This is a genomic window from Enterococcus sp. DIV2385 (assembly GCF_051711925.1).
GTDB classification, from domain to species: domain Bacteria; phylum Bacillota; class Bacilli; order Lactobacillales; family Enterococcaceae; genus Enterococcus; species Enterococcus faecalis.
Genome location: NZ_JBIONV010000001.1, coordinates 1 through 26,165, shown reverse-complemented (window position 1 = coordinate 26,165; position 26,165 = coordinate 1). Strand labels below are relative to the sequence as shown.

Genomic DNA, 26,165 nt, shown 5'->3' with positions numbered 1-26,165 from the left:
TTCTTTCCTGATCGAAACAAACAAAATTACATCTTTGTTTAAAAAAGCGGAAGAAAAGTTTCTCGACTTCTCTTCCGCTTTTTTTGATTAGAAGTAATAAACTTACCTCGTCATTCTTATAATAAGCCGATTAAGTGGCCGACTACGCCGACTACGAATAAACCAAGAATGATAACGATTGGGCTAACTTTTTTCTTCAATAACCACATACATAAGAATGTAAGTAGTAATGGTGCTAGACCTGGAATCAATTGATCTAAGTTATCTTGTAAAGTAGTAACTTTCGTTGGTGAAAGCGCCAAGCCTTGGTTCACTTGTTCAAAGGCTTTATGCATTCCTTCACCGCCAGCAGGAAGTTTATCCCACTCGATATAAGCACCTTTGTCTAACTTAACTTGTGAGACAATTGGTAAGAACTTAATCGATACCCAACGTTGAACTAATGCGGCCAGTACGAACATCCCTAAAATAGAAGCACCTTTTGTAATATCTTGTAGTAAACCACCTGAAAGGTCATCAGTAATTTTAGAACCTGCTTTGTAACCAAACTCTTGTGTATACCACATGAATGACCAACGAATTAAGTTCCAAGCAACGAAGAATAAGATTGGGCCTAAGATGTTACCACCCATTGCTAAGGAAGCACCTAAAGCGCCTAACATTGGACGAACAGTAAACCAGAAAACTGGGTCACCGACACCGGCTAAAGGACCCATCATCCCAACTTTAACCCCTTGAATCGCTACGTCATCAACTGGTGCGCCATTGGCACGTTCTTCTTCCAAAGCTAATGTTACACCAAGGATTGGTGAGGCAATGTATGGGTGTGTATTAAAGAATTCTAAGTGACGTTTTAACGCCGCTGAACGTTCTTCTTTCGTTTTATATAATTTTTTGATTGCTGGAATCATTGAGAATGCCCAGCCGCCGTTTTGCATACGTTCATAGTTCCAAGAACCTTGGATAAATGTTGAACGCCAAGCTACAGCTAAACGATCTTTTTTAGTTAATTGAATTTTTTCTGCCATTTTCTTTGCTCCTCCTTCAGAATTAGTAGTCGTTTAAAATATCGCCTAATGGGTCGCCAGAGTTGCCTCCGCCATTTGAGTTAGAAGAACCGCCCATTTTAGATAAGTTCAAGTAAATAAGAGCTAAAGCGACACCTAAAGCACCTAATGCGATTAATGTTAATTGAGAAATCGCTGCGACTACGAAACCGATAATGAAGAATGGCCATACTTCTTTTGTTGCCATCATGTTGATTACTAATGCATAACCTACGGCAACGACCATACCACCACCGATAGCCATACCATCAGTTAACCAAGCTGGCATTGATTCTAAGAAATTACGAACAGTGTCAGCAGGAATGAATAGTAACGCACCTGCTGGAATCGCAATACGAATACCTTGTAAACATACAGCGAAAATGTGTAACATTTCAACTTGTTTAATGTTGCCTTTTTCAGCAGCCGCGTCCATCATGTGAACGATTGGAACCGCAACTGTCCGAACGATCATTGTTAAGAACAAACCTGCAACCGCTAAAGGAACTGCGATGGCAATCGCTGAAGGAACACCTTTAACACCTTGGCCACCTAAAACTAAAATAATTGCTGAGGCAACAGATGCTAAAGCGGCATCCGGTGCAACGGCAGCCCCGATGTTCGCCCAACCTAACGCGATCATTTGTAAAGTACCACCTAAAACAATTCCGGCTTCTAAATTACCAGTAACTAATCCGATTAATGTACATGCTACTAACGGTTGGTGGAATTGGAACTCATCCAAAATCCCTTCCATACCAGCTAGAAAGGCAACGAGTAAAACTAAAATAATTGATATAACAGACATGATAAGCCTCCTATTTTGATTTGTATTTGGCGAGTTACGCGTTTGCTAACTCATTTTTTGCTTTTTTCAAAATTTCGTCCATATTCGCTTTTGAATCATTTGGCACTTTACGCACATCAAATTTGATGCCTTTGGCTTTTAATTCATCAAACGTATCAACGTCTTCTTGACCCATTGATAATACTTTGCTTACAACGACTTTTCCAACAGAGTGAGCCATTGAACCAACGTTTACTTCTGGGATTTCTACGCCGCCTTCAACCACTTTTAAGACGTCTTCAGGATTTTCAAATAATAATAATGCTTTTGTATTGCCAAAACGTGGATCTTTCGCTACTTCAATCATTTTACTAATTGGAATAACATTGGCTTTTACTCCTGGAGGAGCTGCTTGTTCGATTAATTTCTTGCGTAAATCATCTTTTGCAACGGCATCAGAAACAACAATAATTCTGTTTGGTTGTGTTGCTTTTGTCCAAGCTGTTGCTACTTGACCATGTAATAAACGTGAATCAATACGTGCTAGCACAAATTTAATTTTGCCATCGCCAACAACTGTACCTGGTGGTAACGAACCTTTTGGCTGTGCATCTTCTGTCGCAGCAGCTTTTGGTGCTTCTGCTGGTTGTAACTCTTCTGGTTTAACTTTGACACCATCTTTTGCTGTTTCAAGAATGTGTGTCGCAATTTCTTGTGCTGATTCCATAGAGAAACGAGAAGCATATGCTTCAATAACCATTGGTAAATTCATACCTGCAACGATTGCCCATTTGTCTTTATGATCTTCTAACAATGAGTTCGCTTGGTTAAATGGTGTTCCTCCCCATAGGTCAACTAAAAATAGTACTTCGTCTTGATTGTCAAACGATGCAATGGCTTCTTGCATTTTTGCTTTTACATCATCGGGACCTTCGCTAGGCATTAACGTAACTGCTTTTACATTTTCTTGTTCGCCAAAGATCATTGCACCAGATTGCAAGATCCCTTCAGCAAATTCACCGTGACTTGCTAGGATAATTCCTACCATTTTTATACCTCCTGTATAATTGATGTTTTTTTTCATGGTTGTACTGCTAAACGCTTTCACTTTTTGAAAAAAATCAGATAAATCAGATTCTGACAAAAATAAATGAAAAAATTTCAATAGTTCTTGATTTTTTTCAACATCAGCACTTGCCTTTATCAATACAGTTCATGAAGCAATGATGTTGGTCCTAGGCCACCACATCCTTTCAATGTCTTTCGTCTGTAAAAATGAACGTCAGCTGGCGTTATTTTCTTTGCTACGCTCTTTTTTCAGTAAATCCATCAAATTCACTTGGCTGTCTGCTGCGACTTTTCGAATTTCCAATTCAATACCTTGTTCATTTAAAAACAGAAATGCTTTTAAATCGTTGGCATCCACTGCGACTGCATTCGTAATCATTCGCTTGCCTGTACTGAAACTCATTCCGCCAATATTCACAGAAGTTAGTTGTACACCGCCTTCGACCACTCGTTTCACGTCCAAAGGATTAGTGAATAACAACATGGCTCGAAACGAATCAAAACGAGGATCAGGGTAAACATCAATCATTTTTTGAACAGTGATGACATTTACTTTGACACCAGGTGGAGCAGCTTGGACCAACAAGGCTTTTCTCAAATTGTCATGAGCAACGGAATCACTAACCACTAAAATGCGATTAATGTTCGTCAATTTTGCCCAAACAGTTGCTACTTGGCCATGAATTAATCGATCATCAATTCGAGCTAAACGAATATCCATTACCATCGGGAATGCTCCTTTAAATTCATTTTTAAAGGTTAGGACCTTTGTCTTTTTACTTAAAAATTTTAGATAAAAAGGGACACCTTATTACAAGCAAGTTTCGTGCCAACTTTAGTGTATCGGTTCGAAACCTAGAAAATTATAGGTTTTTTTAAGAAAATTAAAAAATCGATACACTAATAAATAGTGTATCGATTTTTCTGTATTAATCTAGTGTATCAATTTCGGTGATTTTATCTTCGATACACTGGGCATTTTTGACTAACTGTGCGATAAAATAAACTTCTTCTGCTGGAACATCCATATTAAGAGCTTCTTCCATAGTCTCAATTGAGGCCACAATCACTGGATAAATTGGTTCTTGAACCAATCGACCAAGTTCCTTTTCTGAAACCGTCAGTGTATCATTCCGTAAAATACGCTCCAACATGCCCGATGTGTGCATAATCAAATTGATGTAAAATGTGTACTCTTCTGGCATCGCTAATTGGGTTTGGATATTTTTAGCGAATGACCACAACAGCTCAATGATTTTTTTTCCATTAATAAAAGTGAAACTTTGCTCCATATATTTGAGACAAATTTCTTTTGCTGCCGCTTCGTCCAACGGCTTATTCATTACTTCTTCTTTCCGCTCTGCTAGTAATTGCTGAATAATTTTTTCTGCTTCACCGGAAAAGAAATTTTCCATGGAAATATAAGGAACTCCAATTTTGGGATTGGTAATCCCAGTTGTCGCAATAATTTCATAGTCTTCTTGAATTTTAGGCAAGACTTCTTTCATATTTACAATGGACAAAGGAATCACTTCTAAATGCCAGTCTATTTGTGGCAAGACAGCTTCCTCAATAAGCTCTTTCATTCGGCGCGCAGTTCCTTCTCCAGAAGCGCAGATAGCAATAATTGCTCTTGTTTTCCAATTTTCAATGATTTGTTTCGTTTCACTTTGGCGAATATCGGCATAGCCATGAAAGTTTTTTAAAGACTCGTGAAGTGTTTCCAATTGCGTATCAATTAATGCGGTTTTGCGGGCCGCTTCAAGAACAATTGGCGTGGTCACCATGTCTACTGTCCGCACATCAATGCCTGTCTGGCGTACAATTTCTTCTGAAAACGTACTTAATGAACCCATGTCCACTAATAATAGTACACCATTTTCTTCATTCACTTCACCAACTGCTTCAACGATTTTACGCAAAGCTTCTTTCGGTGGCATATCTAACGGCATATCCACAGCCTTCAAATTATCAACATTTAACAATTGAGAAACCACTTGTACCATACTGCTAGCGGTACTATTTCCGTGCGCAGCCACGACAATGCCAATCCGGCCAGCCTCAGGATTTTCTCTTAAAGAAATGAGCAAAACAGCTAAATAGTAACTTTCAGATTCAGGAATCTCCATCTGATAACTACTTTCAATAATATTTTTAATTTCTTTCGCTGTTTCAAACTCTGTTGGATAATCTAAAACCATATTTCGAATACTTTCATTTAAAGGATGCTTAGGATCTTTGCCTAATTGGATGCGTTTCAAGAAAGAACTAATGTGTAAACTCATTGCATAAATAAAGTTGGGTTGAAACGAATACGATAACCGCTTCGCTGCAAAATTATAAATTTTCTTGGTGACATCAATAATTCGTTGGTCAACAATTTCAGCCAATTTATTTTCTGTATCAAAGGTGAACCCATAATCTTTGTAGAAAGATTTTAAATGAACATTGATATCCGTTGTAATAAAATTATTAATTAGTTCTTGGTCCAAGCCGTCTGCTTTTAAGAGAGCCGCTTTATCTCCAATAATCTCATATAGATTGTAAGGCAATTCATAGGCATCTGACTGAATAGCTACTAAAGATTCATTTGGTGATACCACTAATTGCGGTTCCAGATATTTCGATAACTCCGACAATACTTCTCGATTACTGGCAAGTTGCATAATGCCTTCTTTAATATTGTCCGTTAATTCGTCCATCGTAATCATTAATTCCTCTTGTTCCATCTGATTAAGGAACCCTCGCGCAGTCACAAGTTGCACATTCGATTTTAGCTGACCGACATTTCCATAAGAAACACTTCCAATTAACGCTTTGACCACATCTTCTGACAAAGAGATTCGCCGTTGAATCCGCGCTGCTTCCATTGAAACCATCACTTTTAGGAGGTCAATTTTTTCTTTCGCAGGACGGTCACTAAAGTTCGGTAATTGAATGATAATCGGAATGCGTCGCACAAAAGTATTCAATAAAGAAGAAGTAGGATTCTCCGTCGTAGCACAAATAATCCGAACATCCGCATGATGTGATTTCACTGTTTCACCTAAACGCGCGTACACGCCGTGATCCATAAAATAAAAAATCATTTCTTGTCCTTCGGGTGGTAACCGATGTACTTCATCTAAAAACAGAATGCTGCCATCTGCTTCATCAATAATCCCTTCTTTCGCTTTCGTAGCGCCTGTGAAGGCCCCTTCTACATACCCAAATAAATGCGACATCAAAAGTTCTGGATTATGCGCATAGTCTGCACAGTTAAACACCACAAACTCTTTTTCTTTGGCCACAATTTGGTTCAGCTTCGCAAATTGAAACATGGCATGAGCAAAATAAGTTTTCCCAGAACCTGTTGGTCCAGTAATTAAACAATTCAAGCCTTTTGGCGGATATAAAATCGCTGCTTTGGCTTGTTCCACCGGCGTTTTCATGCTTCCAGCTGAACCGATAATTTTTTTGAAAATATCTTCAACTTCTGGGGTTTTGCTGGTCGTGACTACTGGTTCAACCAATGGTTCGATAAAAGTTTTTGTGGAATGATCCATTGATTTTTCCCGATAACTTTTAACTGGCTTGGTTAATGGTCGATGCTGAAACGCCACCTGCGCGACATATTTTACTGGTCGACCAGATAATTTTTTCAAGCGCCCTTCACGAACCAGTTGATTCAAATCTTTACTAGCATTGGTCCGCTGAATGTTTAAACGTTCTGAAATTTCTTGTGTCGTGACTCCCGCATCACTTGTTAAGGTCATTGGCGTTAAATTCTTCGTTTGCTCTTTAACATATTGATAGATTTTTTCAATCCGCTTCATTTTTGATGGCTCCTTTAATCGATACACTAATTAATTTACATGATACAGTGTATCATTAAAAAAATACACTAAAAACCCTTTCATGAAAAAAATTTCTGTTTCACATGAAACATTTTAAAAAAGCGCCTTTTTTCTATAAAAAACCCACCTTTTTATTCGTTTCTGTAAAAAGATTGAAACTCCTTGAAAAAAGGTTCTGTAGCCGATATAATGCAGAGAGGTTCAAGAATATATTAAAAGCGAGGAAAACAATTGATTACTGTTAATGATGTAAGTTTACAATTTCCAGATCGTAAACTTTTTGAAGAAGTGAATATTAAATTTACTCCTGGCAACTGTTACGGCTTAATCGGCGCAAACGGTGCAGGAAAATCAACGTTTCTTAAAATTTTATCAGGTGAGATTCAACCGACAACTGGCGTGGTTTCAATGGGTCCTAATGAGCGACTAGCAACGCTGAAACAAAATCACTTTGACTACGAAGACTACACTGTTTTAGAAACTGTAATTATGGGACATAAACGTCTTTACGAAGTAATGAAAGAAAAAGATGCTATCTATATGAAAGAAGATTTTTCAGATGAAGATGGGATTCGTGCCGCAGAACTAGAAGGCGAATTTGCTGAACTTGACGGTTGGGAAGCAGAACCTGAAGCAGCTGTTTTACTCCAAGGGCTAAACATTCCAGAAGAATTACATGATCAAAAAATGAGCGAATTAACAGCTGGTCAAAAAGTCAAAGTGTTATTAGCTCAATCTCTTTTTGGTAAACCAGATGTCTTACTATTAGACGAGCCGACAAATGGTTTAGACACCCGCTCAATCAATTGGTTAGAAGAATTTTTAATCAACTTTGAAAATACCGTTATCGTGGTTTCCCATGACCGTCATTTCCTAAACAAAGTCTGCACTCACATGGCAGATTTAGACTTTAGTAAAATCAAACTTTACGTTGGTAACTATGATTTCTGGTTGGAATCAAGCCAACTAGCGACAAAATTGCAAGCACAATCTAATGCCAAAAAAGAAGAACAAATCAAAGAATTACAAGACTTTATCGCTCGTTTTAGCGCCAATGCTTCAAAATCAAAACAAGCAACGTCTCGTAAAAAAATGTTAGATAAAATTACCTTAGATGACATTCAACCTTCCTCTCGTCGTTATCCATTCGTTGGTTTTACACCAGAACGTGAAATCGGCAATGACTTATTACAAGTTGAAAATGTCTCTGTAACGATTGATGGCAAAAAAATCTTAGATAATATCTCGTTCAACTTAACAAAAGATGATAAAGTGGCATTCATCGCTGACTCAGATATTACAACGACTACGTTATTCAAAGTGATTATGGGCGAAATTACTCCCGATACAGGTTCTGTTCGTTGGGGCGTTACAACTAGCCAAGCTTATTTACCAAAAGACAACAGCAAAGACTTTGAAGAGCCATTAACCATTTTAGATTGGTTACGTCAATTTGCTGGTAAAGAAGAAGATGACAATACGTTCTTACGTAGTTTCTTAGGTCGGATGTTATTCTCTGGTGAAGAGGTACTAAAACCAGTCAATGTTCTTTCCGGAGGCGAAAAAGTGCGTGTCATGCTTTCAAAATTAATGCTTTCCAAAGCCAATGTCTTAGTTTTAGATGATCCAACGAACCACTTAGACTTAGAATCAATCACTGCGTTAAATGATGGGTTGATGGCTTTCACTGGTTCAATTCTTTTTGCTTCACATGACCACCAATTTATCCAAACATTAGCGAACCGAATTATTGCTGTTTCTGATAAAGGGGTCATTGATCGAGCAGAAACAACCTATGATGAATTCTTGGAAAACCCAGAAATTCAAAAACAAATGGACGTTTTATTCAGTTCAGATTATTAAAAAATGAGGTCGGGACAGAAGCGTTTAACTCCGAGAAATAAGAAGGAATTTCCGAAAATTGTTCTATAATTTTTGGAGACCAAGTAGGTATTGTTCATCATCGAATCACTACGTTCTTCGTGATTCTCAACAATTTCGGCTTATTTCCGAAGGACCTTCAACTCTTAGAGCTTTAGCTCTTAGAAGTTGTTGAGATCGGAGCAACGCGTAGTGTTGCTTCTGTTCCCGCCGTTTATCAATTTTTAAGCCTGGGACAAAAATCCAAAGTGATTTTTGTCCCAGGCTCATTTTTTATTTTCTTTTTTCACCAAAAGAAAACACAGCAATACAACCTATTCCGGTATGACTAGTAATGGTGGGTCCTAGAGGATAAATCAGTATCTCATTAACCTCTATTTCTTTTTCAATTAATTCTTTGACTTTTTCCGCGTCATCTTTCGTTCCCGCATATGCAATCAACAGTGTTTGTTTCATTGGCTCTACAATGCCTTGAATCGTTTCTTGCGCAATCTTTTGCAAGGACTTGTTTCGTCCACGAGTTTTACCAACGGATGCTAGTTTGCCTGCCGCATCCACGCGAATAATTGGTTTAATGTTCATTAAGCCACCAAGTGCTGCCGCTGTTTTAGAAATCCGTCCGCCACGTTCTAAATGTTTTAAATCATCTACCGTTACCCACGAGTGAAGTTTCATTTTTTGCTCTTCAAGATAGGCAACAACTTCTCCTAATGAATGACCATCTGTTTGTAATCGAATGGCTTCTCGGACTAACATCCCTTGACCTAAGCTAGCTGCTTTTGTGTCAATAATATGAATTTCTACATTATCGTACTCTTCTTTTAACATCTCTACTGATTGCAACGCACTTTGATAAGAGCCACTTAACCCAGATGAAAAAGCTAAATAAATCACCGGTAACCCTTGCTCCACAAAAGGACGGAAAAATTCATTGTAGCGTCCCACATTAACTTGAGAGGTAGTGGGCATACTTCCATTTTTAATAGCCGTTAAGAAGTTCTGATAATCAAACGTTTCACCTAAATCATCGCGATATTCTTTCCCGTCAATTTGAATATTCATGCTAATAAAAGGTACTTGGTTTTCTTTTAAGTATGTATACGGCAAGTCACAACAAGAATCTGTCACTAATTGATAATTCACGGACAATTGCCCCCTTCATGTTTTCTTTTATTTTACCATAGTTTTTCATTTTTATATAAAATTAAAAAAGAACGTAAAGGCTGAACTGGCATAAGCCATCCTTTACGTTCCCTTAAAAATCTGCTTAAATTTGTGCCCAAACGCTTTCTAAAACGTTCGTTTGGTTACGGTCTGGACCTACAGAGAATGTTGAAATGCGCACACCAACTAATTCTGAAATCCGATGCACATAGTTACGAGCATTAGCTGGTAAATCGGCTAAAGTTTTGCAACCAGTGATATCTTCAGACCAACCTGGTAATTCTTCATAAACTGGTTTACAGCGGCTTAATTCTTTCAAGCTTGCTGGATAATGATAAATTAATTCACCATCAAGTTCATAAGCTGTACAAATTTTCACCGTTTCTAAACCACTTAACACGTCAATCGAGTTTAATGACAAGTTTGTAATTCCTGATACACGTTTTGAATGACGCATAACTACTGAATCAAACCAACCGACACGACGCGGACGTCCTGTTGTTGTTCCGTATTCTTTACCGACACGACGAATGGTTTCTCCTGTTTCATCAAATAATTCTGTTGGGAATGGGCCGTCACCGACACGTGAAGTGTACGCTTTGCAGACACCAACCACTTTATTAATTTTTGATGGACCAACGCCACTACCGATAGTTACGCCACCAGCTACTGGATTAGAGGAAGTAACAAATGGATAGGTTCCTTGATCGATATCCAACATGACACCTTGTGCCCCTTCAAATAAAACCCGTTTTCCAGCATCTAATGCATCGTTTAAAATAACCGAAGTATCTGTAACATATTGTTTAATTTGTTGTCCGTATTCATAGTATTCTTCAAAAATATCATCAAATTCAATGGCTTCGCTATCAAACATTTTAACGAATTGACGATTTTTTTCTTCTAAGTTAATTTGCAAACGTTCCGCAAAAATTTCTTTATCCAATAAATCAGCGATACGGATTCCCACCCGTGCTGCTTTATCCATGTAGGCTGGGCCAATTCCTTTAATCGTTGTCCCAATCTTGTTTTCACCTTTCGCATCTTCTTGCAATTGATCCAATTTAATATGATACGGCAAGATGACATGGGCACGATCTGAAATACGTAAATTATCAGTGGCAACATTATTTTCTTTTAAATAAGCTAATTCTTTTACTAAAGATTTTGGATTCACAACTACGCCGTTACCAATTACACTAATTTTTTCTTTATAGAAAATCCCTGAAGGAATTAAATGTAATTTATACGTTACGCCGTCGAATTTAATGGTATGTCCGGCGTTATCTCCGCCTTGGTAACGAGCGATCACTTCTGCGTTTTCACTTAGAAAGTCTGTAATTTTTCCTTTACCTTCGTCGCCCCATTGCGTTCCAACAACTACTACTGATGACATTCGAACACCTCGTTCATAATTTTTTTGTCCTGAATCATTGTACCAGTAAAACCAGTCCCTTTCAAGGGTAAAAATCGAATATTCTTTCACAATCAAAAGCGTTTCTGTCAAAAATACGAACATTTTTAGTTATGTTTTTGTAAAATAATAAAATATACGAATATTGTTCGTGTTTTACTCTCTGATTTTAATCCCTTAATAAGCAAAAAAACGAACTCAAAAAATGAGTTCGTTTTTTTAAAATTCTGTCCTCGGCGAAAGCGAAGAAAATTTATTATATTCTTTAATGAAAAGTAATTCGACCGTTCCACGCGCACCACTACGGTTTTTCTCAATGATGACTTCTACAACATTGTCAACTTCTGGTGGCTCATGATCGCCGTCTTCTCCTTCACCACGATCGTAGTAATCATCACGATAAAGAAAGGCAACGATATCGGCATCTTGCTCAATGGAACCTGATTCACGAATATCACTTAACACAGGACGTTTATCTTGACGTTGTTCCACGCCACGAGAAAGCTGTGACAAAGCGATAACTGGGACTTTTAACTCTTTCGCTAATTTTTTTAATTGACGTGAAATATCAGAAACCTCCTGTTGGCGGTTCTCTTTTCCAGTTCCTTCAATCAATTGTAGGTAGTCGATCAAAATTAGACCTAAGTTGCCTTTTTCTTGTGCTAATTTACGACATTTCGCACGAATTTCGGTAATTTTAATCCCTGGTGTGTCATCAATATAGATATTCGCACGGGACAAACTACCCATCGCAATAATTAAGTTTTGCCATTCTTCTTCAGATAATTGCCCTGTTCTTAAATGGCTGGCCTCAATGGATCCTTCTGCACAAAGCATCCGGTTCACTAATGATTCTGCCCCCATTTCTAAACTAAAAATAGCGACAGCTTTATCTGTTTTGGTGCCGACATTTTGGGCAATATTTAATGCAAAAGCGGTTTTCCCTACCGCTGGACGGGCCGCTAAAATAATTAGCTCTTCCGCTTGCAAGCCAGCAGTCATTTTATCCAATGCTTGATAGCCTGTAGGTAAACCAGTAATCTCTTCATCATTTTGGTATAATTGGTCAATATTCGCAATAGTTGTATTTAGAACATCTGAAATTGATAAAAAGCCACTGCGATTCCGCTTTTCAGAGACTTCTAAAATGCTTCGTTCTGCATCATCCAAAATAGATTCAACATCTTCACCTTGCTCAAAGCCTTTAGTTACAATCTCTGTAGCAGTTTGGATTAAGTTGCGCAGCAACGATTTTTGTTCAACAATTTTTGCATAATAAATGACATTGGCAGCTGTCGGCACAGCTAAAGCTAAATCTGACAGATAACTTAGTCCACCAACATCTTCTAACAAATTCTCTTGTTCTAGGCGATCTTTGATTGTTACCACATCAATCGCTTCATTTCGGTCGCTTAAGGTCATCATCGTTTGGAAAATCAACTGATGACTACGACGATAGAAATCTTTAGGTTCCACATATTCCATCGCTTCTATTAGCACATCTGCATCTAAGAAAATAGAACCTAAAACGGCTTGTTCCGCTTCAATATTTTGTGGCGGTACCCTATCTTGCAATAATTCATTCATTTTGTTCTCTCCCACGATGTCTTACTTTCTGGTTCATTTAGTCTATCCATTTTAACACAATTTCATTAAAAAAAGTACATTTTTTCTCTGCTGATTTCTCTATTTTTAGTTCACTTCCCAATTTTAAAAAATATACAATTAATAAAAATATAATACTTTCGTTAATTTAAATTGTTGTATATTTGATTTTTAAATATTATAAAAATAATTAGAGTAATTTATTTGGCATAAAAAAGAAGCCGGAGAAATCGGCTTCTTTTTTATCGATTGTATCATTCCGCTACGACATGAACCTTAATTTTCGCTGTAACTTCATGATGTAGTTTGACTGGTACGTTAGTGTAACCTAGAGAACGAATTGGGTTGGCTAATTCGATTTTGCGTTTATCCAATTTTACATTGTATTGTTTGTTTAAGGCTTCTGCAATTTGTTTTGAAGGAATTGAGCCAAATAAACGGCTGTCTTCTCCAGCTTTTGCCTTGATCTCTACAACAGTCTTTTCATCTTCTAAAAAGGCTTGCATTTCTTTTGCTTGTGCTAAAACTTCTGCTTCATGTTTTTCTTGGGCTTTCTTTTGACCCGCTAACGCACTCATGCTCCCTTTATTGGCTTCTTTCGCATAACCATTTTTAATTAAAAAGTTTTGGGCGTAACCAGTTGGCACTTCTTTTACGTCCCCTTTTTTTCCTTTTCCTTTAACGTCTTGTAAAAAAATGACTTTCATTTCCTTCACTCCTGTTCATACATTTCATTAATATTTTGACGAATTACATCAAGTAGTTGCTCTTTTACTTCTGCTACTGTTACGTTTGATAATTGTACTGCCGCATTAGTAAAGTGACCGCCACCACCTAAATTTTCCATAATAATTTGGACATTAATTGAACCATTACTCCGAGCACTAATGCCAATCTGTTGATCCGTCCGCTTGGTAATGACAAATGCTGCATTAATCCCTGCCATAGAAAGTAATGTGTCCGCTGTTTTGGCAGCTGTGACACTATCATATTCTTTGTCTTCACTCCCGGCAACAACGACGGTATCTTTTGTGACATATTCGCTTTTAGAGATTAAGTTGTTCATTTCCAGATAGCTTGTAAGATCAGAACTTAATAGATATTGTACTAAAGATGAGTCTGCTCCACAAGTTCGTAAATAACTAGCCACATCAAATGTTCGCGCCGTCGTTCGTGTATTGAAACTTTTCGTATCAACCACAATTCCCGCCAACATCATGGTTGCTTCAAAGGCCTGCAGTTTATTTGCGCTATTACTTTGGTATTCGATCAATTCTGTGACTAATTCTGAAGCAGAAGAGGCAGAAGATTCAATATAAGAAAGCAAGGGTTTTGCTGGAAATTCGTCTCCTCGTCGATGGTGATCAATGATTACTACTTTATCAAAACGCTCATAGAGCTCTTGTGAGATCGATAGAGACGGTTTATGGTAATCTACCATAACTAATAAGCTACTTTCTTTCTTGCGCTTCATGGCCTCTTTAGGACTAATAATGCGCTCTTCTAATTCTGGGTACTCTTTAATCGCCTCTAACACTCTTTTGACATCGGGAATGATTTCATTTTCATCTAAAACAATCCACGCTTTTCGATTATTAAACGAGGCTAAACGAGCAACACCAAATGCTGAACCTAACGCATCCATATCTGGATAACGATGGCCCATAATATAGATGTCAGCAGATTCCGCAATAATTCCCTTAATTGCCATGCTCATTGCGCGAGAACGTACTTGGGAACGTTTCGTCGTTACTGCCGTTTTTCCACCAAAAAATAACGGCTTCGCTTCATCTTTGGCTTCTTTTACAACCACTTGATCGCCGCCACGTACTAAAGCTGTATCTAGGTTTGTTTGAGCCGTGGTCCCGGTTTGATCTAATGTTGGCCCCCCATAAGCAATCCCCATGCTTAACGTAATGGCTACTTCATGGTTAGCTGATTCCTTACGGATCGTATCCAAAATAGAAAATTTTTCGTCCATCATTTTTTGAATATCTTCCCATTGGGCAATGAAAAAATAACGTTCTGCGTTGATTCGCTTATAAAAAACTTTGTATTGGTCCATCCAATCAGAAACCATCGTCGTAATGAAACTATTCAAATAAGAAATTTCTTTCTCATCCATTGTATCGGTGACATCATCATAATTATCGACAGACACAATGCCAATAGCCGTTTGCATTTCGACTTTTTCTTGATACAAATTACTTTCTTTAGTGATATCTTCAAAAGTAATTGTATGTTGTTCTTTATTGACGCTAAAGCGATAGGTATTTTCGTCAATCGTAAAAATATCTTGGTTTCGTTCTGCTAATTCTAAATAAGACGTAACTTGGCTAGCGGTTAACGTTAGCTGATTGTCTTTATTAAAAATAGAAGCAGCATAAGGATTAAGCCATTCTACCGCGCGTGTTTCCCCGTTATACGTAATAATTCCTACAGGTACTTCATTCACAACATAATCCAACGATTGTTCAGCAATGGAACTTGCTTCTTGAATCTTTTCTACGTTCGTAATTTCTACATCTCTAATCAACAGCCGAATAACCACTAAGAGAAAGATATCTAATGCGATAATTACCGCCAATAGCAGCCATTTATTTGTCAGTAAGAAATAGAGGAGAAATTCTACTAAGAGAAGACCCACAACAATTAAGAAACCGTTTTTTTGAATTCTCTTCTTTTGCATTTTTTTGCCTCCAATCTTTCTGCAGACCTTTGAGGCGACTTGTTCCAACGAGCATATTGCTCTGGTGATTCACTAGTTATTTCATCCTTTATTTTATCACAAAACACTTCATTCTGCGAACCTTGTTATGTTTCACGTGAAACACTAGTCAAGATAAAAAAGAACCAAAGAGCAAGCTCTTTGGTTCTGGAAATTGTCATAAAATTATTGTTCGTCACTAACGAATGGTAATAATCCCATGATACGTGCGCGTTTAATAGCAATCGTTAATTTACGTTGGTTTTTAGCGCCAGTACCTGTAACACGACGTGGTAAAATTTTGCCACGTTCTGAAATGAATCGTTTTAACAATTCAGTATCTTTATAATCGATGTATTCGATGTGGTTTGCTGCGATGTAGTCGACTTTCCGACGTTTACGTCCGCCTCTTCTTTGTTGTGCCATTCTTGTTCCCTCCTATCAAATTCGTTTAGAATGGTAAATCATCATCTGAAATGTCGATAGATGAACCTGAGCCACCAAATGGATCAGAATCTTTATCGAAATCAGGCATACCGTTATTGTTTTGCGACTGAGAAGATGATGGATTGAAACTATTGTTGTTGTTATTAAATCCAGAACCGGCATTGTTATTACCAAAGCTACGATTTTGTGATTGATAACCATTTTCGTTGTTATTAAAGCTACCGCCGCCAGTTCCTCTTTGTTCTGAAGCAGAACGAGATTCTAACAATTGGAAGTTTTCACAAACCACTTCAGTTACGTAGACACGTTGACCTTGTTGGTTCTCGTAGTTACGAGTTTGAATTCTTCCGACAACACCTAATAATGTACCTTTACGGGCATAATTAGCCATTGTTTCTGCGGGTTTACGCCAAATCACACAGTTGATAAAGTCTGCTTCACGGTCACCATTTTGATTCGTAAAGTTACGGTTTACAGCAAGTGTAAAGGTCGCAACAGCTGAACCACTAGCGGTGTAACGTAAGTCAGGATCTTTTGTCAATCTTCCGACTAATACAACGTTATTAATCATTCAAAACATCTCCTTTCGTCAATAAATGTTTCATGTGAAACAAATTATGCTTCTACCTTCACGATCATATGACGGATAATATCGTCATTGATTTTTGCTAAACGATCAAACTCGTTGATTGCGCCAGCTGTTGATGGAGAAGTAACGTTAACGATATGATAGATGCCTTCACGGAATCCGTTCATTTCATATGCTAAGCGGCGTTTTTCCCAATCTTTAGATTCGATAACTTCTGCTCCGTTATCTTTTAAGATTGTGTCGAAACGTTCTACTAAAGCAGTTTTTGCTTCTTCATCAATGTTCGGACGAATAATGTACATGATTTCGTACTTCGTATCTTGACTCATTGATTTTCACCTCCCTATGGACTTCAAGGCTCTTAGTTGGCTAAGAGCAAGGAGAACATACCTAAAAAGGTAGTTCACAATCTCTAATTATATGCTAATTGATGGACAAAAGCAAGAAATAGTTTTGAAAAGCCCCAATAAAAAAGTTTCGCCAACTGGCGAAACTTTTTTATGTTATTCTTCTGTTTCTGATGTTGTTTCGTTTTCTGTTGTTTCTACAACTTCAACGATTTCTTCTTCCACTTCTTCTGGTTCTACAACAGCCATTGTTACCACTTTGGCACCATCTTCCATTCTCATTAAACGAACCCCTAATGTTGCGCGTCCTGTTTGAGAAACAGAATCAACGTTAAAGCGGATAATGACGCCTTTGTTCGTAATCAATAAGATATCTTCATCCCCATTGACCGTGGTTAAACCAGCTAATGGACCATTTTTCTCAGTGATATTTGCTGTCTTAATCCCTTTACCGCCACGTCCTTTAACTGGATATTCAGAAGCTTTTGTACGCTTACCATAACCATTTTCAGTAATGACTAGGACTTCTTTGTTTTCATCCAGAATCGCTGCACCGACCACATAATCATTTTCGCGGAGACGGATTCCCCGAACACCTGATGCTGTCCGGCCCATATCACGTACAGTATTTTCATCAAACGTGACAGAGTATCCTGCATGTGTTCCGATAATCATCTTCTGATTGCCATTAGTCGTTACCACGTTAACTAACTCATCATCTTCTTTTAAGCTAATGGCGATTAATCCATTACTACGGATATTAGAAAAGGCTGTTACGGCTGTCCGTTTGACGGTTCCTTTTAAGGTTGTGAAGAACAAGTATTTACCTGCTTCCGCTTTGCCCTCAACAGAAATAATCGCTTGAATTTTTTCTGCAGAATCAATTCCCAGTAAGTTAATCACTGGAATTCCTTTTGCTGTTCTACCGTATTCAGGGATTTCGTAACCTTTTGCTCGGTAAACTTTCCCAGTGTTCGTAAAGAATAATAACGTGTCGTGTGTTGAACAAGAAACTAGGTTTTTCACGAAATCATCATCATGAACGCCCATCCCTTGGACACCACGTCCACCGCGGCGTTGCGCCCGGAATTCGGAGTTTGCCATCCGCTTAATGTAGCCGTTATTGGTTAACGTAATCACGACTTCTTCTTCTTCGATTAAATCTTCATCTTCAAGACTTAAGACTTCACCTACTAATAATTCTGTGCGTCGTGCATCACCAAATTTTGTGCGAACGTCATTTAACTCTGTTTTAATGATTTCAATGACGCGTTCTGGGCGGGCTAAAATGTCCTCTAAGTCCGCAATGAATTTCAATAGCTCTTGATATTCATTTTCAATTTTGTCGCGTTCTAAGCCTGTTAAACGGCGTAAACGCATATCTAAAATCGCTTGCGCTTGACGATCTGAAAATTCAAAGCGTTCAATTAACGTTGCTTTTGCTTCGTCATCTGATTGTGATCCACGGATAATGGCAATGATTTCATCGATATGATCTAAGGCAATTCGTAGACCTTCTAAAATATGCGCCCGTGCTTCTGCTTTGTTTTTGTCAAAAATCGTCCGGCGAGTAATGACTTCTTTTTGGTGCTCGACGTAATTTTCTAAAATACGTTTCAAGCTTAAAATTTTCGGTACGCCTTTTTCGATGGCTAACATGTTAAAACCAAAAGATGTTTGTAAGGCAGTCATTTTGTACAAGTTGTTTAACACAACAGAGGCACTCACATCTCGACGAACATCGATGACGATCCGCATGCCTTCACGAGAAGATTCATCCCGCAAATCAGTAATTCCTTCAATTCGTTTATCTCTGTGTAATTCAGAAATTCGTTCGATTAATTTGGCTTTATTCACCATATAAGGCAATTCAGTTACTAAAATACGTTCTTTTCCATTCGGCATTTCAGTCAATTCAACTTTTGCACGAACAGTAATCGAACCTTTCCCTGTTTCATATGCTCGGCGAATCCCTGATTTCCCCATCACTAAACCGCCTGTTGGAAAATCTGGTCCAGGTAACACTTCCATCAATTCATTCGTCGTTACATCAGGATTGTCCATCAATAAACTTGTTGCATCAATCACTTCACTTAAATTGTGTGGTGGAATATTTGTTGCCATCCCCACCGCAATCCCCGTTGTTCCGTTAACTAGTAAGTTTGGAAAACGAGCAGGTAAGACTACTGGTTCTTGTTCTGAATCATCATAGTTTCCTTGGAAATCGACTGTATTTTTGTTAATATCTCGTAGCATTTCTAAAGCAATTTTACTCATACGTGCTTCGGTATAACGCATAGCGGCAGCGCCGTCACCATCGACAGAACCGAAGTTTCCGTGGCCGTCAACTAACATAGCCCGATAACTAAAAGGTTGTGCCATCCGCACCATTGATTCGTAAATCGCACTGTCCCCATGGGGGTGATATTTACCCATAACATCCCCAACAATCCGGGCTGATTTTTTGTGTGGTTTATCAGGGGTTACCCCTAATTCGTTCATTCCATATAAGATTCGGCGATGAACAGGTTTTAAACCGTCACGAACGTCAGGTAACGCGCGGGCTACGATAACACTCATTGCGTAGTCAATGAAAGATTCTTTCATTTCGCTGGTCAGATTGACGTCTTGAATGTTTTCTTTAATTTCTTCACTCATGAATTTTTTCCCCTCTAAATATATGTTCTAGCGTCTCTTACAACGTTGCGACACATTAAATATCCAAGTTTTTCACGTAATGGGCATTTTCTTCGATAAACGCACGACGTGGTTCCACACGATCGCCCATTAGCATTTCAAAAATTTGGTCAGCTTCAATGGCATCATCGACACTCACTCGCGCCATTAATCGTTTTTCTGGGTCCATTGTTGTTTCCCAAAGTTGGTGATCATCCATTTCACCCAACCCTTTGTAACGTTGAACACTTGGTTTTGGTGAAGCAGGTAATTCTTCTAACACTTTTGCTAGTTCCTCTTCAGCATGTTTGCCTGGTTGAACGTAGGTGATGTTTTTCCCTTGTTTCACACCATATAGTGGTGGTTGGGCAATATACACATAACCAGCTTCAACAATTGGCCGCATGAAGCGATAGAACAAGGTTAATAACAACGTTCGAATATGCGCACCATCGACATCGGCATCGGTCATAATCACTAGTTTGTGATAACGTGCTTTAGAAACATCGAAATCTTCGCCGAAGCCTGTTCCCATAGCTGTAAATAATGACCGAATTTCTTCATTGGCTAAAATTTTATCCATGCTGGCTTTCTCGACATTCAAGATTTTCCCACGAATTGGTAAAATGGCTTGGAATTCACGGCTACGGCCTTGTTTTGCTGAACCGCCGGCCGAGTCTCCTTCGACGATAAATAATTCGCATTTTTCCGGATCTTTACTTGAGCAATCAGCCAGCTTCCCTGGCAAGTTGCTAATTTCTAACGCGCCTTTACGACGGGTGACTTCACGGGCTCTTTTAGCGGCTAAACGAGCTTTTGAAGCCAACATGCCTTTTTCGACAATTTGTTTGCCGACTGTTGGGTTTTCCATTAAAAATTTTGTAAAGTATTCTGAGAATAGACGATCCGTAACGGTCCGTACTTCTGAGTTCCCTAATTTCGTTTTCGTTTGTCCTTCAAATTGAGGATCGGGATGTTTGATGGAAACCACTGCGGTTAAGCCTTCACGAACATCTTCCCCAGTTAATTTTTCATCGTTTTCTTTCATCAATTTTTGTTTACGTGCATAGTCATTAATCACACGTGTTAAAGAAGTTTTAAAACCAGATTCATGCGTTCCGCCTTCATAAGTATGAATATTGTTGGCAAAACTTAAAATATTTGAGTGGTAGCCATCTGTATACTGCATTGACACTTCCACTGTAATATCTTGTTGCTCTCCTTCAATGAAGATTGGCTCTGGGAAAATAACGTCTTTATTGGCATTTAAATGCTCAACATAACTCTTAATCCCGCCTTCATAGTGATACTCTTTTTTATCTTCTTGTCCTTCACGACGGTCTTCAATTGAAATGTGTAAGCCTCGATTTAAAAAGGCTAATTCACGAACCCGTGTTGCTAATTTATCAAAATCATAAACGGTTGTTTCTGTAAAAATTTCAGGATCTGGAATAAAGTGAACAGTGGTTCCGTGACGATCCGTTTCTTCGATAACTTTTAGGTCATCAACAACCGCACCACGACGATATTCTTGGTAGTACACTTTGCCATCTTTATAAACACGAACATCTAAACTGGTCGATAAAGCATTAACAACAGAGGAACCAACACCGTGCAAGCCACCTGATACTTTATAGCCGCCACCGCCAAATTTCCCGCCGGCATGTAGCACTGTAAACACTGTTTCCACAGCTGGGCGACCTGTTTTGGCTTGAATCCCGACTGGAATTCCACGACCATCATCGATAACAGTAATACTATCGTCTGGTTCGATAATTACTTGAATTGATTTAGCAAATCCTGCTAAGGCTTCGTCGATAGAGTTGTCAACGATTTCCCATACTAAGTGGTGTAACCCTTCGCCACTAGTAGAACCTATGTACATACCAGGACGTTTCCGGACAGCTTCTAAGCCCTCCAAAACTTGAATCTGACTAGCGTCATATTCTTGCGCACGTTCTCTCATGTTTTTTTCTTCTTCTGTCATGTCGCTGAATTCCTTTCTATCTTGCCTTGTTGAACATAAAAAATATCTGGTTCAACTGTTAGCTTGTCTTTTATGTGATCTAAACTAGTTGTCGTTAAGAACGTTTGAACTTTGCCTTCAATCGTTTCTAACAAGTGAATTTGACGTTCATTATCTAATTCACTCATGACATCATCTAGTAATAACACAGGATATTCTCCTGTTTCTGAATGCATCAAATCAATCTCTGCCAATTTAATACTTAAAGCTGTCGTTCGCTGTTGGCCTTGTGAGCCATACGTTTGAACATTTTGACCATTGACAATAAACAGCAAATCGTCACGATGAGGGCCTAAAAAAGTATTCGCTTTAAACAATTCACGCTTACGATTGTTCATTAATTGTTGGAGCAATTGATTTTGAAGTGCTTCTAAGGAAAGATCCGTGTTGTCAATTGGGATGCTTGATGCGTAGTCAATGGTGAGCGTTTCGCGTCCATGACTAATTTTTTGATGGAGTAAGTTTGCCCAGTGTTCTAATTTTTTAAGAAAACCTAACCGAGCGTATAGAACTTTCCCGCCAAATTCAGCTAGCTGTTCTGTCAAAATATCCAGATAAACAGTATCTGTTTGTTTCTTTTCAGCTAGTTGTTTTAGGTATTGGTTCCGTTGCTTTAAAACAGACTGATATTGGACAAGATCATAAAGATAAATAGGACTCACTTGTCCGAGTTCCATGTCAATAAATTTCCGGCGGACTTGAGGTGAGCCTTTCACCAAAGATAAATCTTCTGGGGCAAATAAAATAACATTCAGTTGCCCAATGTACGCACTGAGCCTTTTTTGCTCAATGTGGTTAACCTTGGTTTTACGTCCTTTGTTGGAAATTAAAATTTCCAACGGCACGGTGCCTGTCTTTTTTTCAACCACACCGCTAATTTTAGCTGCTGCTTGTTCCCAGCCAATTAATTCTTTTTCATTGCTGGTTCGATGACTTCGTGTCATTGCTAGAACATAAATGCTTTCTAACAAGTTGGTTTTTCCTTGGGCGTTTTCGCCTAAAAAAAGATTTAACGTTTTTGGAAAATCTAAGTTGACTGTTTCATAATTACGATAATGCTGAAGTGTCAGCTCATTCAGCCGCATCGTCGGACTCGTTTCCGTTTTTCACCATAAAAAAAGTACCTTCTTCAGGTATCTCAATCATCATGCCCGCATAAAGTTTCCGTCCGCGACGATTTTCCAACTCGCCATCAACAAACACGCTATTGTCTGCCAAATACCATTTGGCTTGGCCGCCACTACCAATGACGTTGATTTCTTTAAGAAACTGACCAAGCGTTATATACTCAGTTGCTAAAACAAACGTTTTTTTCAATGTGCATCCCTCTTTTTTCTAATACGTTCTCATATATATTATACCCTTTTTCATAAGAGAAAACAAATTTATCTGTCTAATTTTCATTCTAAGCAATTTTAATTCTAAATGACCGAAAATATTATTAGGATAAAAAAACTCTTAAAAAGCATTTTAAAACGGAAATTGATATTTTCTTGAGAAAAAAGGGGCCTGATTTGGCAGAAATGACGAGTAGCGTTTAACTAAAAAACAATTTGGGGTAACTCAAAGACAAACGAAGAGGGCATGCATTGAAGAAAAGTAGCTTGTAGAGGTCTGAGCGTCGTTTTAAGCAACGTAAACTTCTTTCACTAGGAAATATTCATAAAAAAATGAACAGCCCTTAAACGAAAAATTAAAGGGCTTTTTTCTTTATCCACGAAAAAAAAGGCAGAATTTATTCGTCAAACGATAGTTCAAACATTCACAATCATATTAGCGTAAAAGCTATTCTAGTTATAAAAAGCTTATCTAGCAGCGTTTATCGGCTTTAAACAGACGACAAAAAAGAACCTTCGGCGATCATAGTGATTTTCCGAAGGTCTTTTTTAAACATGATTAATTTGTACGAACCGGTGTAATTAGTTGAATGAAATCTAGTTCTGTTTCGGTTGGCTCCAATGTAAACGGACGAATTGGAGAAAGGAATTTCACGGTAATATTCATATCGCCAAACGCTCGCAACGCATCTTTCATATAATCTGGGTTGAAAGAAATATCCAACGCTTCACCAGAAACATTTTCATAGTTTAAAGCTTCTTCGACTTTTCCAATTTCAGGTGAATTTCCATATAAAACAACAGAGTCTGGTGAAATTGAAAGGCGAACAATATTGTTACGTCCTTCATGAGAAAGTAAAGAGGCACGTTCGATTGCTGAAAGCAATTCTGGTACATAAAATTCAATTTGCGTGTTATGGCTAGTTGGAATTAAACGGTTGGTATCAGGATAATTTCCTTCTAACAAACGAGAATAGAAGTACATTGTTTCTGTTTTAAATAGCACTTGGTTTTCCATAATGCTGATTTCAACCATTTCTTCTTCATTGGTTAATGAACGAGAAAGTTCAGTTAAACTTTTTCCTGGAATTACAATGTTAAAGTCTTCTACTGCTTGTTCTGTCGGGATCACACGTTGACTTAAACGATGTGAATCTGTCGCAACGGCAAGTAATTTTTGATTTTCTAAAATAAAGTGAACCCCAGTTAAAATTGGACGACTTTCGTGCATCGATACAGCAAATCCTGTTTCACTAATAATTTTTGTCAATAAATGAACAGGTAATTTCATTTGGTTTTGAGTATCAATTACTGGTAAGTGCGGATAATTATCCGCATCTAATCCATTAACCGTAAAATCAGCTTTTCCTGAAGTGATTGCAACTTGATTGTTATCTAGAACTTCCATTGTGAACATATCTTCTGGTAATTTACGAATAATTTCGCCAAAGAAACGAGATTGTAAAACGATGCTACCTGTGCGTTCAATGGTCATTTGAGCTTTTTCATCATCTTTACTTAAAAAACTTTCAATTGAAATATCCGCGTTACTCCCAGTAAGTGATAAGCCATCTTCTGATAATACAATTTTAACACCTGTTAAGATTGGAATCGTTGTTTTAGAAGAAATTGCTCGTTGAACAGTTTGTAATTCTTGTAAAAAGACACTTCGTTTGACCGTTAATTTCATAATGTAAACTCCTTTTTAAGTATTTTCAATACATTCTAATTTTGTACGCCACTGTTTTGTATATTATATATAAATAAATAATAAAAGTAATAGGGCATGTTGATTCTGTGGAAAAGTCAAAAAAGCATTGATTTTACTAAGTTATCCACTTGTGTATAAGTTGTGGATAACTTTGTTCTTTTTTGTTTAGTTTTCCACATCCTAAGAGTTCAATAAATTTTTAATTTCACTGACTTCTTTTTGAATCGCTGGATCTTTTTCCAATAATTGCTGAATCTTTTCGTGCGCATGAATCACCGTTGTATGATCTTTGCCGCCAAATTCGGCACCAATTTTTGGCAAGGAATTGTCGGTCATTTCTCTAGCAAGATACATTGAGATTTGACGAGGAACCACAATTGTTTTCACCCGTTTTTTCCCTTTTAAATCCTTAAGAGGCACATGATAATATTTGGATACTTCTTCTTGAATTTGTAAAATGGACAATTGATTTTTACTACCAACTGATTTTAGAGATTTCAAGGCGTCCGCCGCTAAACTAGTGGTAATATCTTCTCCATTAATAGTTGCAAAGGCTTGAACGCGGACCAAAGCACCCTCTAATTCACGGATGTTGGAATCAATTTGACCAGCGATATAACTTAGTGTATCATCCGGAATTTCTAAACGCTCGGCATCTGCTTTTTTGCGCAAAATTGCAATCCGTGTTTCTAAATCAGGCGGGGTGATATCAACAGACAAACCCCAAGCAAAGCGAGAGACTAATCGTTCAGGTAATTTTGGAATATCATTCGGCGGGCGATCACTTGTTAAAACAATTTGTTTATTTTCATTGTAAAGATCGTTGAAGGTATGGAAAAATTCTTCCAATGTTGCTTCTTTTTCCGCCAAAAATTGAATATCATCGACTAATAATAAGTCAACATTGCGATATTCTTTCCGAAATTGTTCGGATGTCTTTGTTTGAATTGAGTTGATAAATTCATTCGTAAACGTTTCGCTACTAACATATTTGACTTTGGCATCTGGTTGATTCACTAACATTTGATGACCAATAGCATGCATCAAATGGGTTTTCCCTAACCCTACACCACCATAGAAGAAAAGGGGATTGTAAATCGAACCTGGATCCTCGGCAACAACAAGCGCTGCAGCGTGCGCCATTTGGTTTCCTTTACCAATAACGAAGGTGTCGAAAGTGTACTTAGGATTAAGCATCGCTTTTTTACTTTGTTCACTAAAAACAACTTCTTCTTCGGCAGGTTCTTCGAGTTCTTGTGCCAGTGCTGCGTCTTTTTCATCGGCAACAACAAAATGGGGCATCACTTCTGCACCGGTCAATTTAAATCCAGTTTCGACAATTTTTGCCGAAAGATTTTTTTCCCAGTAATCACGATGAACTGCAGAAGGGACTTCTAGCCACAATTGATTGTTGTCTAATTTCAAAGGGCGTGTGGTTTTAATCCAAGCATCAAAACTTGGCGCCGACAAAATCGCTTGATAGGCTTCTTCAAGGCTATGCCAAAAACTTTCCACGTCGGGCAT

General features: G+C 38.1%; 20 protein-coding genes. 1 reads left to right on the top strand and 19 read right to left on the bottom strand.

Annotated elements, in window-relative coordinates; all coding sequences use genetic code 11:
• Nucleotides 1-116: 116 nt before the first annotated feature.
• From IGM04_RS00100 to IGM04_RS00080, 5 genes are all read right to left on the bottom strand, one after another.
• Nucleotides 117-1,028 carry a PTS system mannose/fructose/sorbose family transporter subunit IID gene (locus IGM04_RS00100; RefSeq protein ID WP_002356032.1) on the bottom strand — a complete coding sequence of 304 codons (912 nt, stop codon included), beginning with the start codon at nucleotides 1,026-1,028 and terminating at the stop codon, nucleotides 117-119.
• Nucleotides 1,029-1,050: 22 nt separating this feature from the next.
• A complete protein-coding gene (locus tag IGM04_RS00095; RefSeq protein WP_002356031.1) occupies nucleotides 1,051-1,854 on the bottom strand; it encodes a PTS mannose/fructose/sorbose transporter subunit IIC in 804 nt (267 codons plus the stop codon).
• 34 nt (nucleotides 1,855-1,888) lie between these two features.
• A complete protein-coding gene (locus tag IGM04_RS00090) occupies nucleotides 1,889-2,881 on the bottom strand; it encodes a mannose/fructose/sorbose PTS transporter subunit IIA (protein WP_002356030.1) in 993 nt (330 codons plus the stop codon).
• 234 nt (nucleotides 2,882-3,115) lie between these two features.
• Nucleotides 3,116-3,628, bottom strand: coding sequence for a mannose/fructose/sorbose PTS transporter subunit IIB (locus IGM04_RS00085; RefSeq protein ID WP_002385473.1), 513 nt, complete (start codon nucleotides 3,626-3,628; stop codon nucleotides 3,116-3,118).
• 202 nt (nucleotides 3,629-3,830) lie between these two features.
• The gene (locus tag IGM04_RS00080) at nucleotides 3,831-6,716 is read right to left on the bottom strand and encodes a sigma 54-interacting transcriptional regulator (RefSeq protein WP_002367555.1); all 2,886 of its coding nucleotides are present in this window, start codon (nucleotides 6,714-6,716) and stop codon (nucleotides 3,831-3,833) included.
• 252 nt (nucleotides 6,717-6,968) lie between these two features.
• Between IGM04_RS00080 and IGM04_RS00075 the strand changes: the two genes are divergently transcribed.
• Nucleotides 6,969-8,600 (top strand): ABC-F family ATP-binding cassette domain-containing protein, encoded by a 1,632-nt coding sequence (locus IGM04_RS00075; protein WP_002359215.1) that lies wholly within the window; start codon nucleotides 6,969-6,971, stop codon nucleotides 8,598-8,600.
• A 291-nt stretch (nucleotides 8,601-8,891) separates the two neighbouring features.
• Here the strand turns inward: IGM04_RS00075 and IGM04_RS00070 are convergent, their stop codons facing one another.
• The 14 genes from IGM04_RS00070 to dnaA form a co-directional block, all read right to left on the bottom strand.
• On the bottom strand, nucleotides 8,892-9,761 hold the full coding sequence (locus IGM04_RS00070) for a DegV family protein (protein ID WP_002359214.1): 870 nt from the start codon (nucleotides 9,759-9,761) through the stop codon (nucleotides 8,892-8,894).
• Between the two features lie 124 nt (nucleotides 9,762-9,885).
• On the bottom strand, nucleotides 9,886-11,178 hold the full coding sequence (locus IGM04_RS00065; protein ID WP_002359213.1) for an adenylosuccinate synthase: 1,293 nt from the start codon (nucleotides 11,176-11,178) through the stop codon (nucleotides 9,886-9,888).
• A gap of 237 nt (nucleotides 11,179-11,415) precedes the next feature.
• Nucleotides 11,416-12,783 carry a replicative DNA helicase gene (dnaB, locus tag IGM04_RS00060; protein WP_002381331.1) on the bottom strand — a complete coding sequence of 456 codons (1,368 nt, stop codon included), beginning with the start codon at nucleotides 12,781-12,783 and terminating at the stop codon, nucleotides 11,416-11,418.
• A 272-nt stretch (nucleotides 12,784-13,055) separates the two neighbouring features.
• Entirely contained in the window at nucleotides 13,056-13,508 is a 453-nt protein-coding gene (gene rplI / locus IGM04_RS00055; protein ID WP_002356023.1) for a 50S ribosomal protein L9, read from the bottom strand.
• Nucleotides 13,509-13,513: 5 nt separating this feature from the next.
• Entirely contained in the window at nucleotides 13,514-15,538 is a 2,025-nt protein-coding gene (locus IGM04_RS00050) for a DHH family phosphoesterase (protein WP_002363542.1), read from the bottom strand.
• A gap of 156 nt (nucleotides 15,539-15,694) precedes the next feature.
• Nucleotides 15,695-15,934, bottom strand: coding sequence for a 30S ribosomal protein S18 (rpsR, locus tag IGM04_RS00045; RefSeq protein WP_002356021.1), 240 nt, complete (start codon nucleotides 15,932-15,934; stop codon nucleotides 15,695-15,697).
• A 25-nt stretch (nucleotides 15,935-15,959) separates the two neighbouring features.
• Nucleotides 15,960-16,526 (bottom strand): single-stranded DNA-binding protein, encoded by a 567-nt coding sequence (gene ssb, locus IGM04_RS00040; protein WP_002364599.1) that lies wholly within the window; start codon nucleotides 16,524-16,526, stop codon nucleotides 15,960-15,962.
• Nucleotides 16,527-16,570: 44 nt separating this feature from the next.
• Nucleotides 16,571-16,873: a 30S ribosomal protein S6 gene (rpsF, locus tag IGM04_RS00035; RefSeq protein ID WP_002356019.1), complete on the bottom strand. Its 303-nt coding sequence runs from the start codon at nucleotides 16,871-16,873 to the stop codon at nucleotides 16,571-16,573.
• A 174-nt stretch (nucleotides 16,874-17,047) separates the two neighbouring features.
• The gene (gyrA, locus tag IGM04_RS00030; RefSeq protein ID WP_002361457.1) at nucleotides 17,048-19,549 is read right to left on the bottom strand and encodes a DNA gyrase subunit A; all 2,502 of its coding nucleotides are present in this window, start codon (nucleotides 19,547-19,549) and stop codon (nucleotides 17,048-17,050) included.
• 55 nt (nucleotides 19,550-19,604) lie between these two features.
• Nucleotides 19,605-21,554, bottom strand: a complete 1,950-nt coding sequence (gene gyrB / locus IGM04_RS00025) for a DNA topoisomerase (ATP-hydrolyzing) subunit B (protein WP_002359210.1) — start codon at nucleotides 21,552-21,554, stop codon at nucleotides 19,605-19,607.
• Nucleotides 21,551-22,678 (bottom strand): DNA replication/repair protein RecF, encoded by a 1,128-nt coding sequence (gene recF, locus IGM04_RS00020; protein ID WP_010824889.1) that lies wholly within the window; start codon nucleotides 22,676-22,678, stop codon nucleotides 21,551-21,553. Before recF ends, gyrB begins: the two co-directional genes overlap by 4 nt.
• Nucleotides 22,665-22,910 carry a S4 domain-containing protein YaaA gene (gene yaaA, locus IGM04_RS00015; protein WP_002356015.1) on the bottom strand — a complete coding sequence of 82 codons (246 nt, stop codon included), beginning with the start codon at nucleotides 22,908-22,910 and terminating at the stop codon, nucleotides 22,665-22,667. Before yaaA ends, recF begins: the two co-directional genes overlap by 14 nt.
• 579 nt (nucleotides 22,911-23,489) lie before the next feature.
• Nucleotides 23,490-24,620 (bottom strand): DNA polymerase III subunit beta, encoded by a 1,131-nt coding sequence (gene dnaN, locus IGM04_RS00010; RefSeq protein ID WP_002356014.1) that lies wholly within the window; start codon nucleotides 24,618-24,620, stop codon nucleotides 23,490-23,492.
• A gap of 201 nt (nucleotides 24,621-24,821) precedes the next feature.
• Nucleotides 24,822-26,165 carry a chromosomal replication initiator protein DnaA gene (gene dnaA, locus IGM04_RS00005; RefSeq protein WP_002356013.1) on the bottom strand — a complete coding sequence of 448 codons (1,344 nt, stop codon included), beginning with the start codon at nucleotides 26,163-26,165 and terminating at the stop codon, nucleotides 24,822-24,824.

Excerpts from the sequence above, each read along its gene's own strand:
- IGM04_RS00090 (WP_002356030.1), bottom strand. The coding sequence starts at position 2,881 with ATGGTAGGAATTATCCTAGCAAGTCACGGTGAATTTGCTGAAGGGATC.
- recF (WP_010824889.1), bottom strand. The coding sequence starts at position 22,678 with ATGCGGCTGAATGAGCTGACACTTCAGCATTATCGTAATTATGAAACA.
- IGM04_RS00100 (WP_002356032.1), bottom strand. The coding sequence starts at position 1,028 with ATGGCAGAAAAAATTCAATTAACTAAAAAAGATCGTTTAGCTGTAGCT.
- gyrA (WP_002361457.1), bottom strand. The coding sequence starts at position 19,549 with ATGAGTGAAGAAATTAAAGAAAACATTCAAGACGTCAATCTGACCAGC.
- IGM04_RS00095 (WP_002356031.1), bottom strand. The coding sequence starts at position 1,854 with ATGTCTGTTATATCAATTATTTTAGTTTTACTCGTTGCCTTTCTAGCT.
- rpsF (WP_002356019.1), bottom strand. The coding sequence starts at position 16,873 with ATGAGTCAAGATACGAAGTACGAAATCATGTACATTATTCGTCCGAAC.
- ssb (WP_002364599.1), bottom strand. The coding sequence starts at position 16,526 with ATGATTAATAACGTTGTATTAGTCGGAAGATTGACAAAAGATCCTGAC.
- gyrB (WP_002359210.1), bottom strand. The coding sequence starts at position 21,554 with ATGACAGAAGAAGAAAAAAACATGAGAGAACGTGCGCAAGAATATGAC.
- rplI (WP_002356023.1), bottom strand. The coding sequence starts at position 13,508 with ATGAAAGTCATTTTTTTACAAGACGTTAAAGGAAAAGGAAAAAAAGGG.
- IGM04_RS00065 (WP_002359213.1), bottom strand. The coding sequence starts at position 11,178 with ATGTCATCAGTAGTAGTTGTTGGAACGCAATGGGGCGACGAAGGTAAA.
- rpsR (WP_002356021.1), bottom strand. The coding sequence starts at position 15,934 with ATGGCACAACAAAGAAGAGGCGGACGTAAACGTCGGAAAGTCGACTAC.
- IGM04_RS00085 (WP_002385473.1), bottom strand. The coding sequence starts at position 3,628 with ATGGTAATGGATATTCGTTTAGCTCGAATTGATGATCGATTAATTCAT.
- dnaB (WP_002381331.1), bottom strand. The coding sequence starts at position 12,783 with ATGAATGAATTATTGCAAGATAGGGTACCGCCACAAAATATTGAAGCG.
- dnaN (WP_002356014.1), bottom strand. The coding sequence starts at position 24,620 with ATGAAATTAACGGTCAAACGAAGTGTCTTTTTACAAGAATTACAAACT.
- dnaA (WP_002356013.1), bottom strand. The coding sequence starts at position 26,165 with ATGCCCGACGTGGAAAGTTTTTGGCATAGCCTTGAAGAAGCCTATCAA.
- IGM04_RS00080 (WP_002367555.1), bottom strand. The coding sequence starts at position 6,716 with ATGAAGCGGATTGAAAAAATCTATCAATATGTTAAAGAGCAAACGAAG.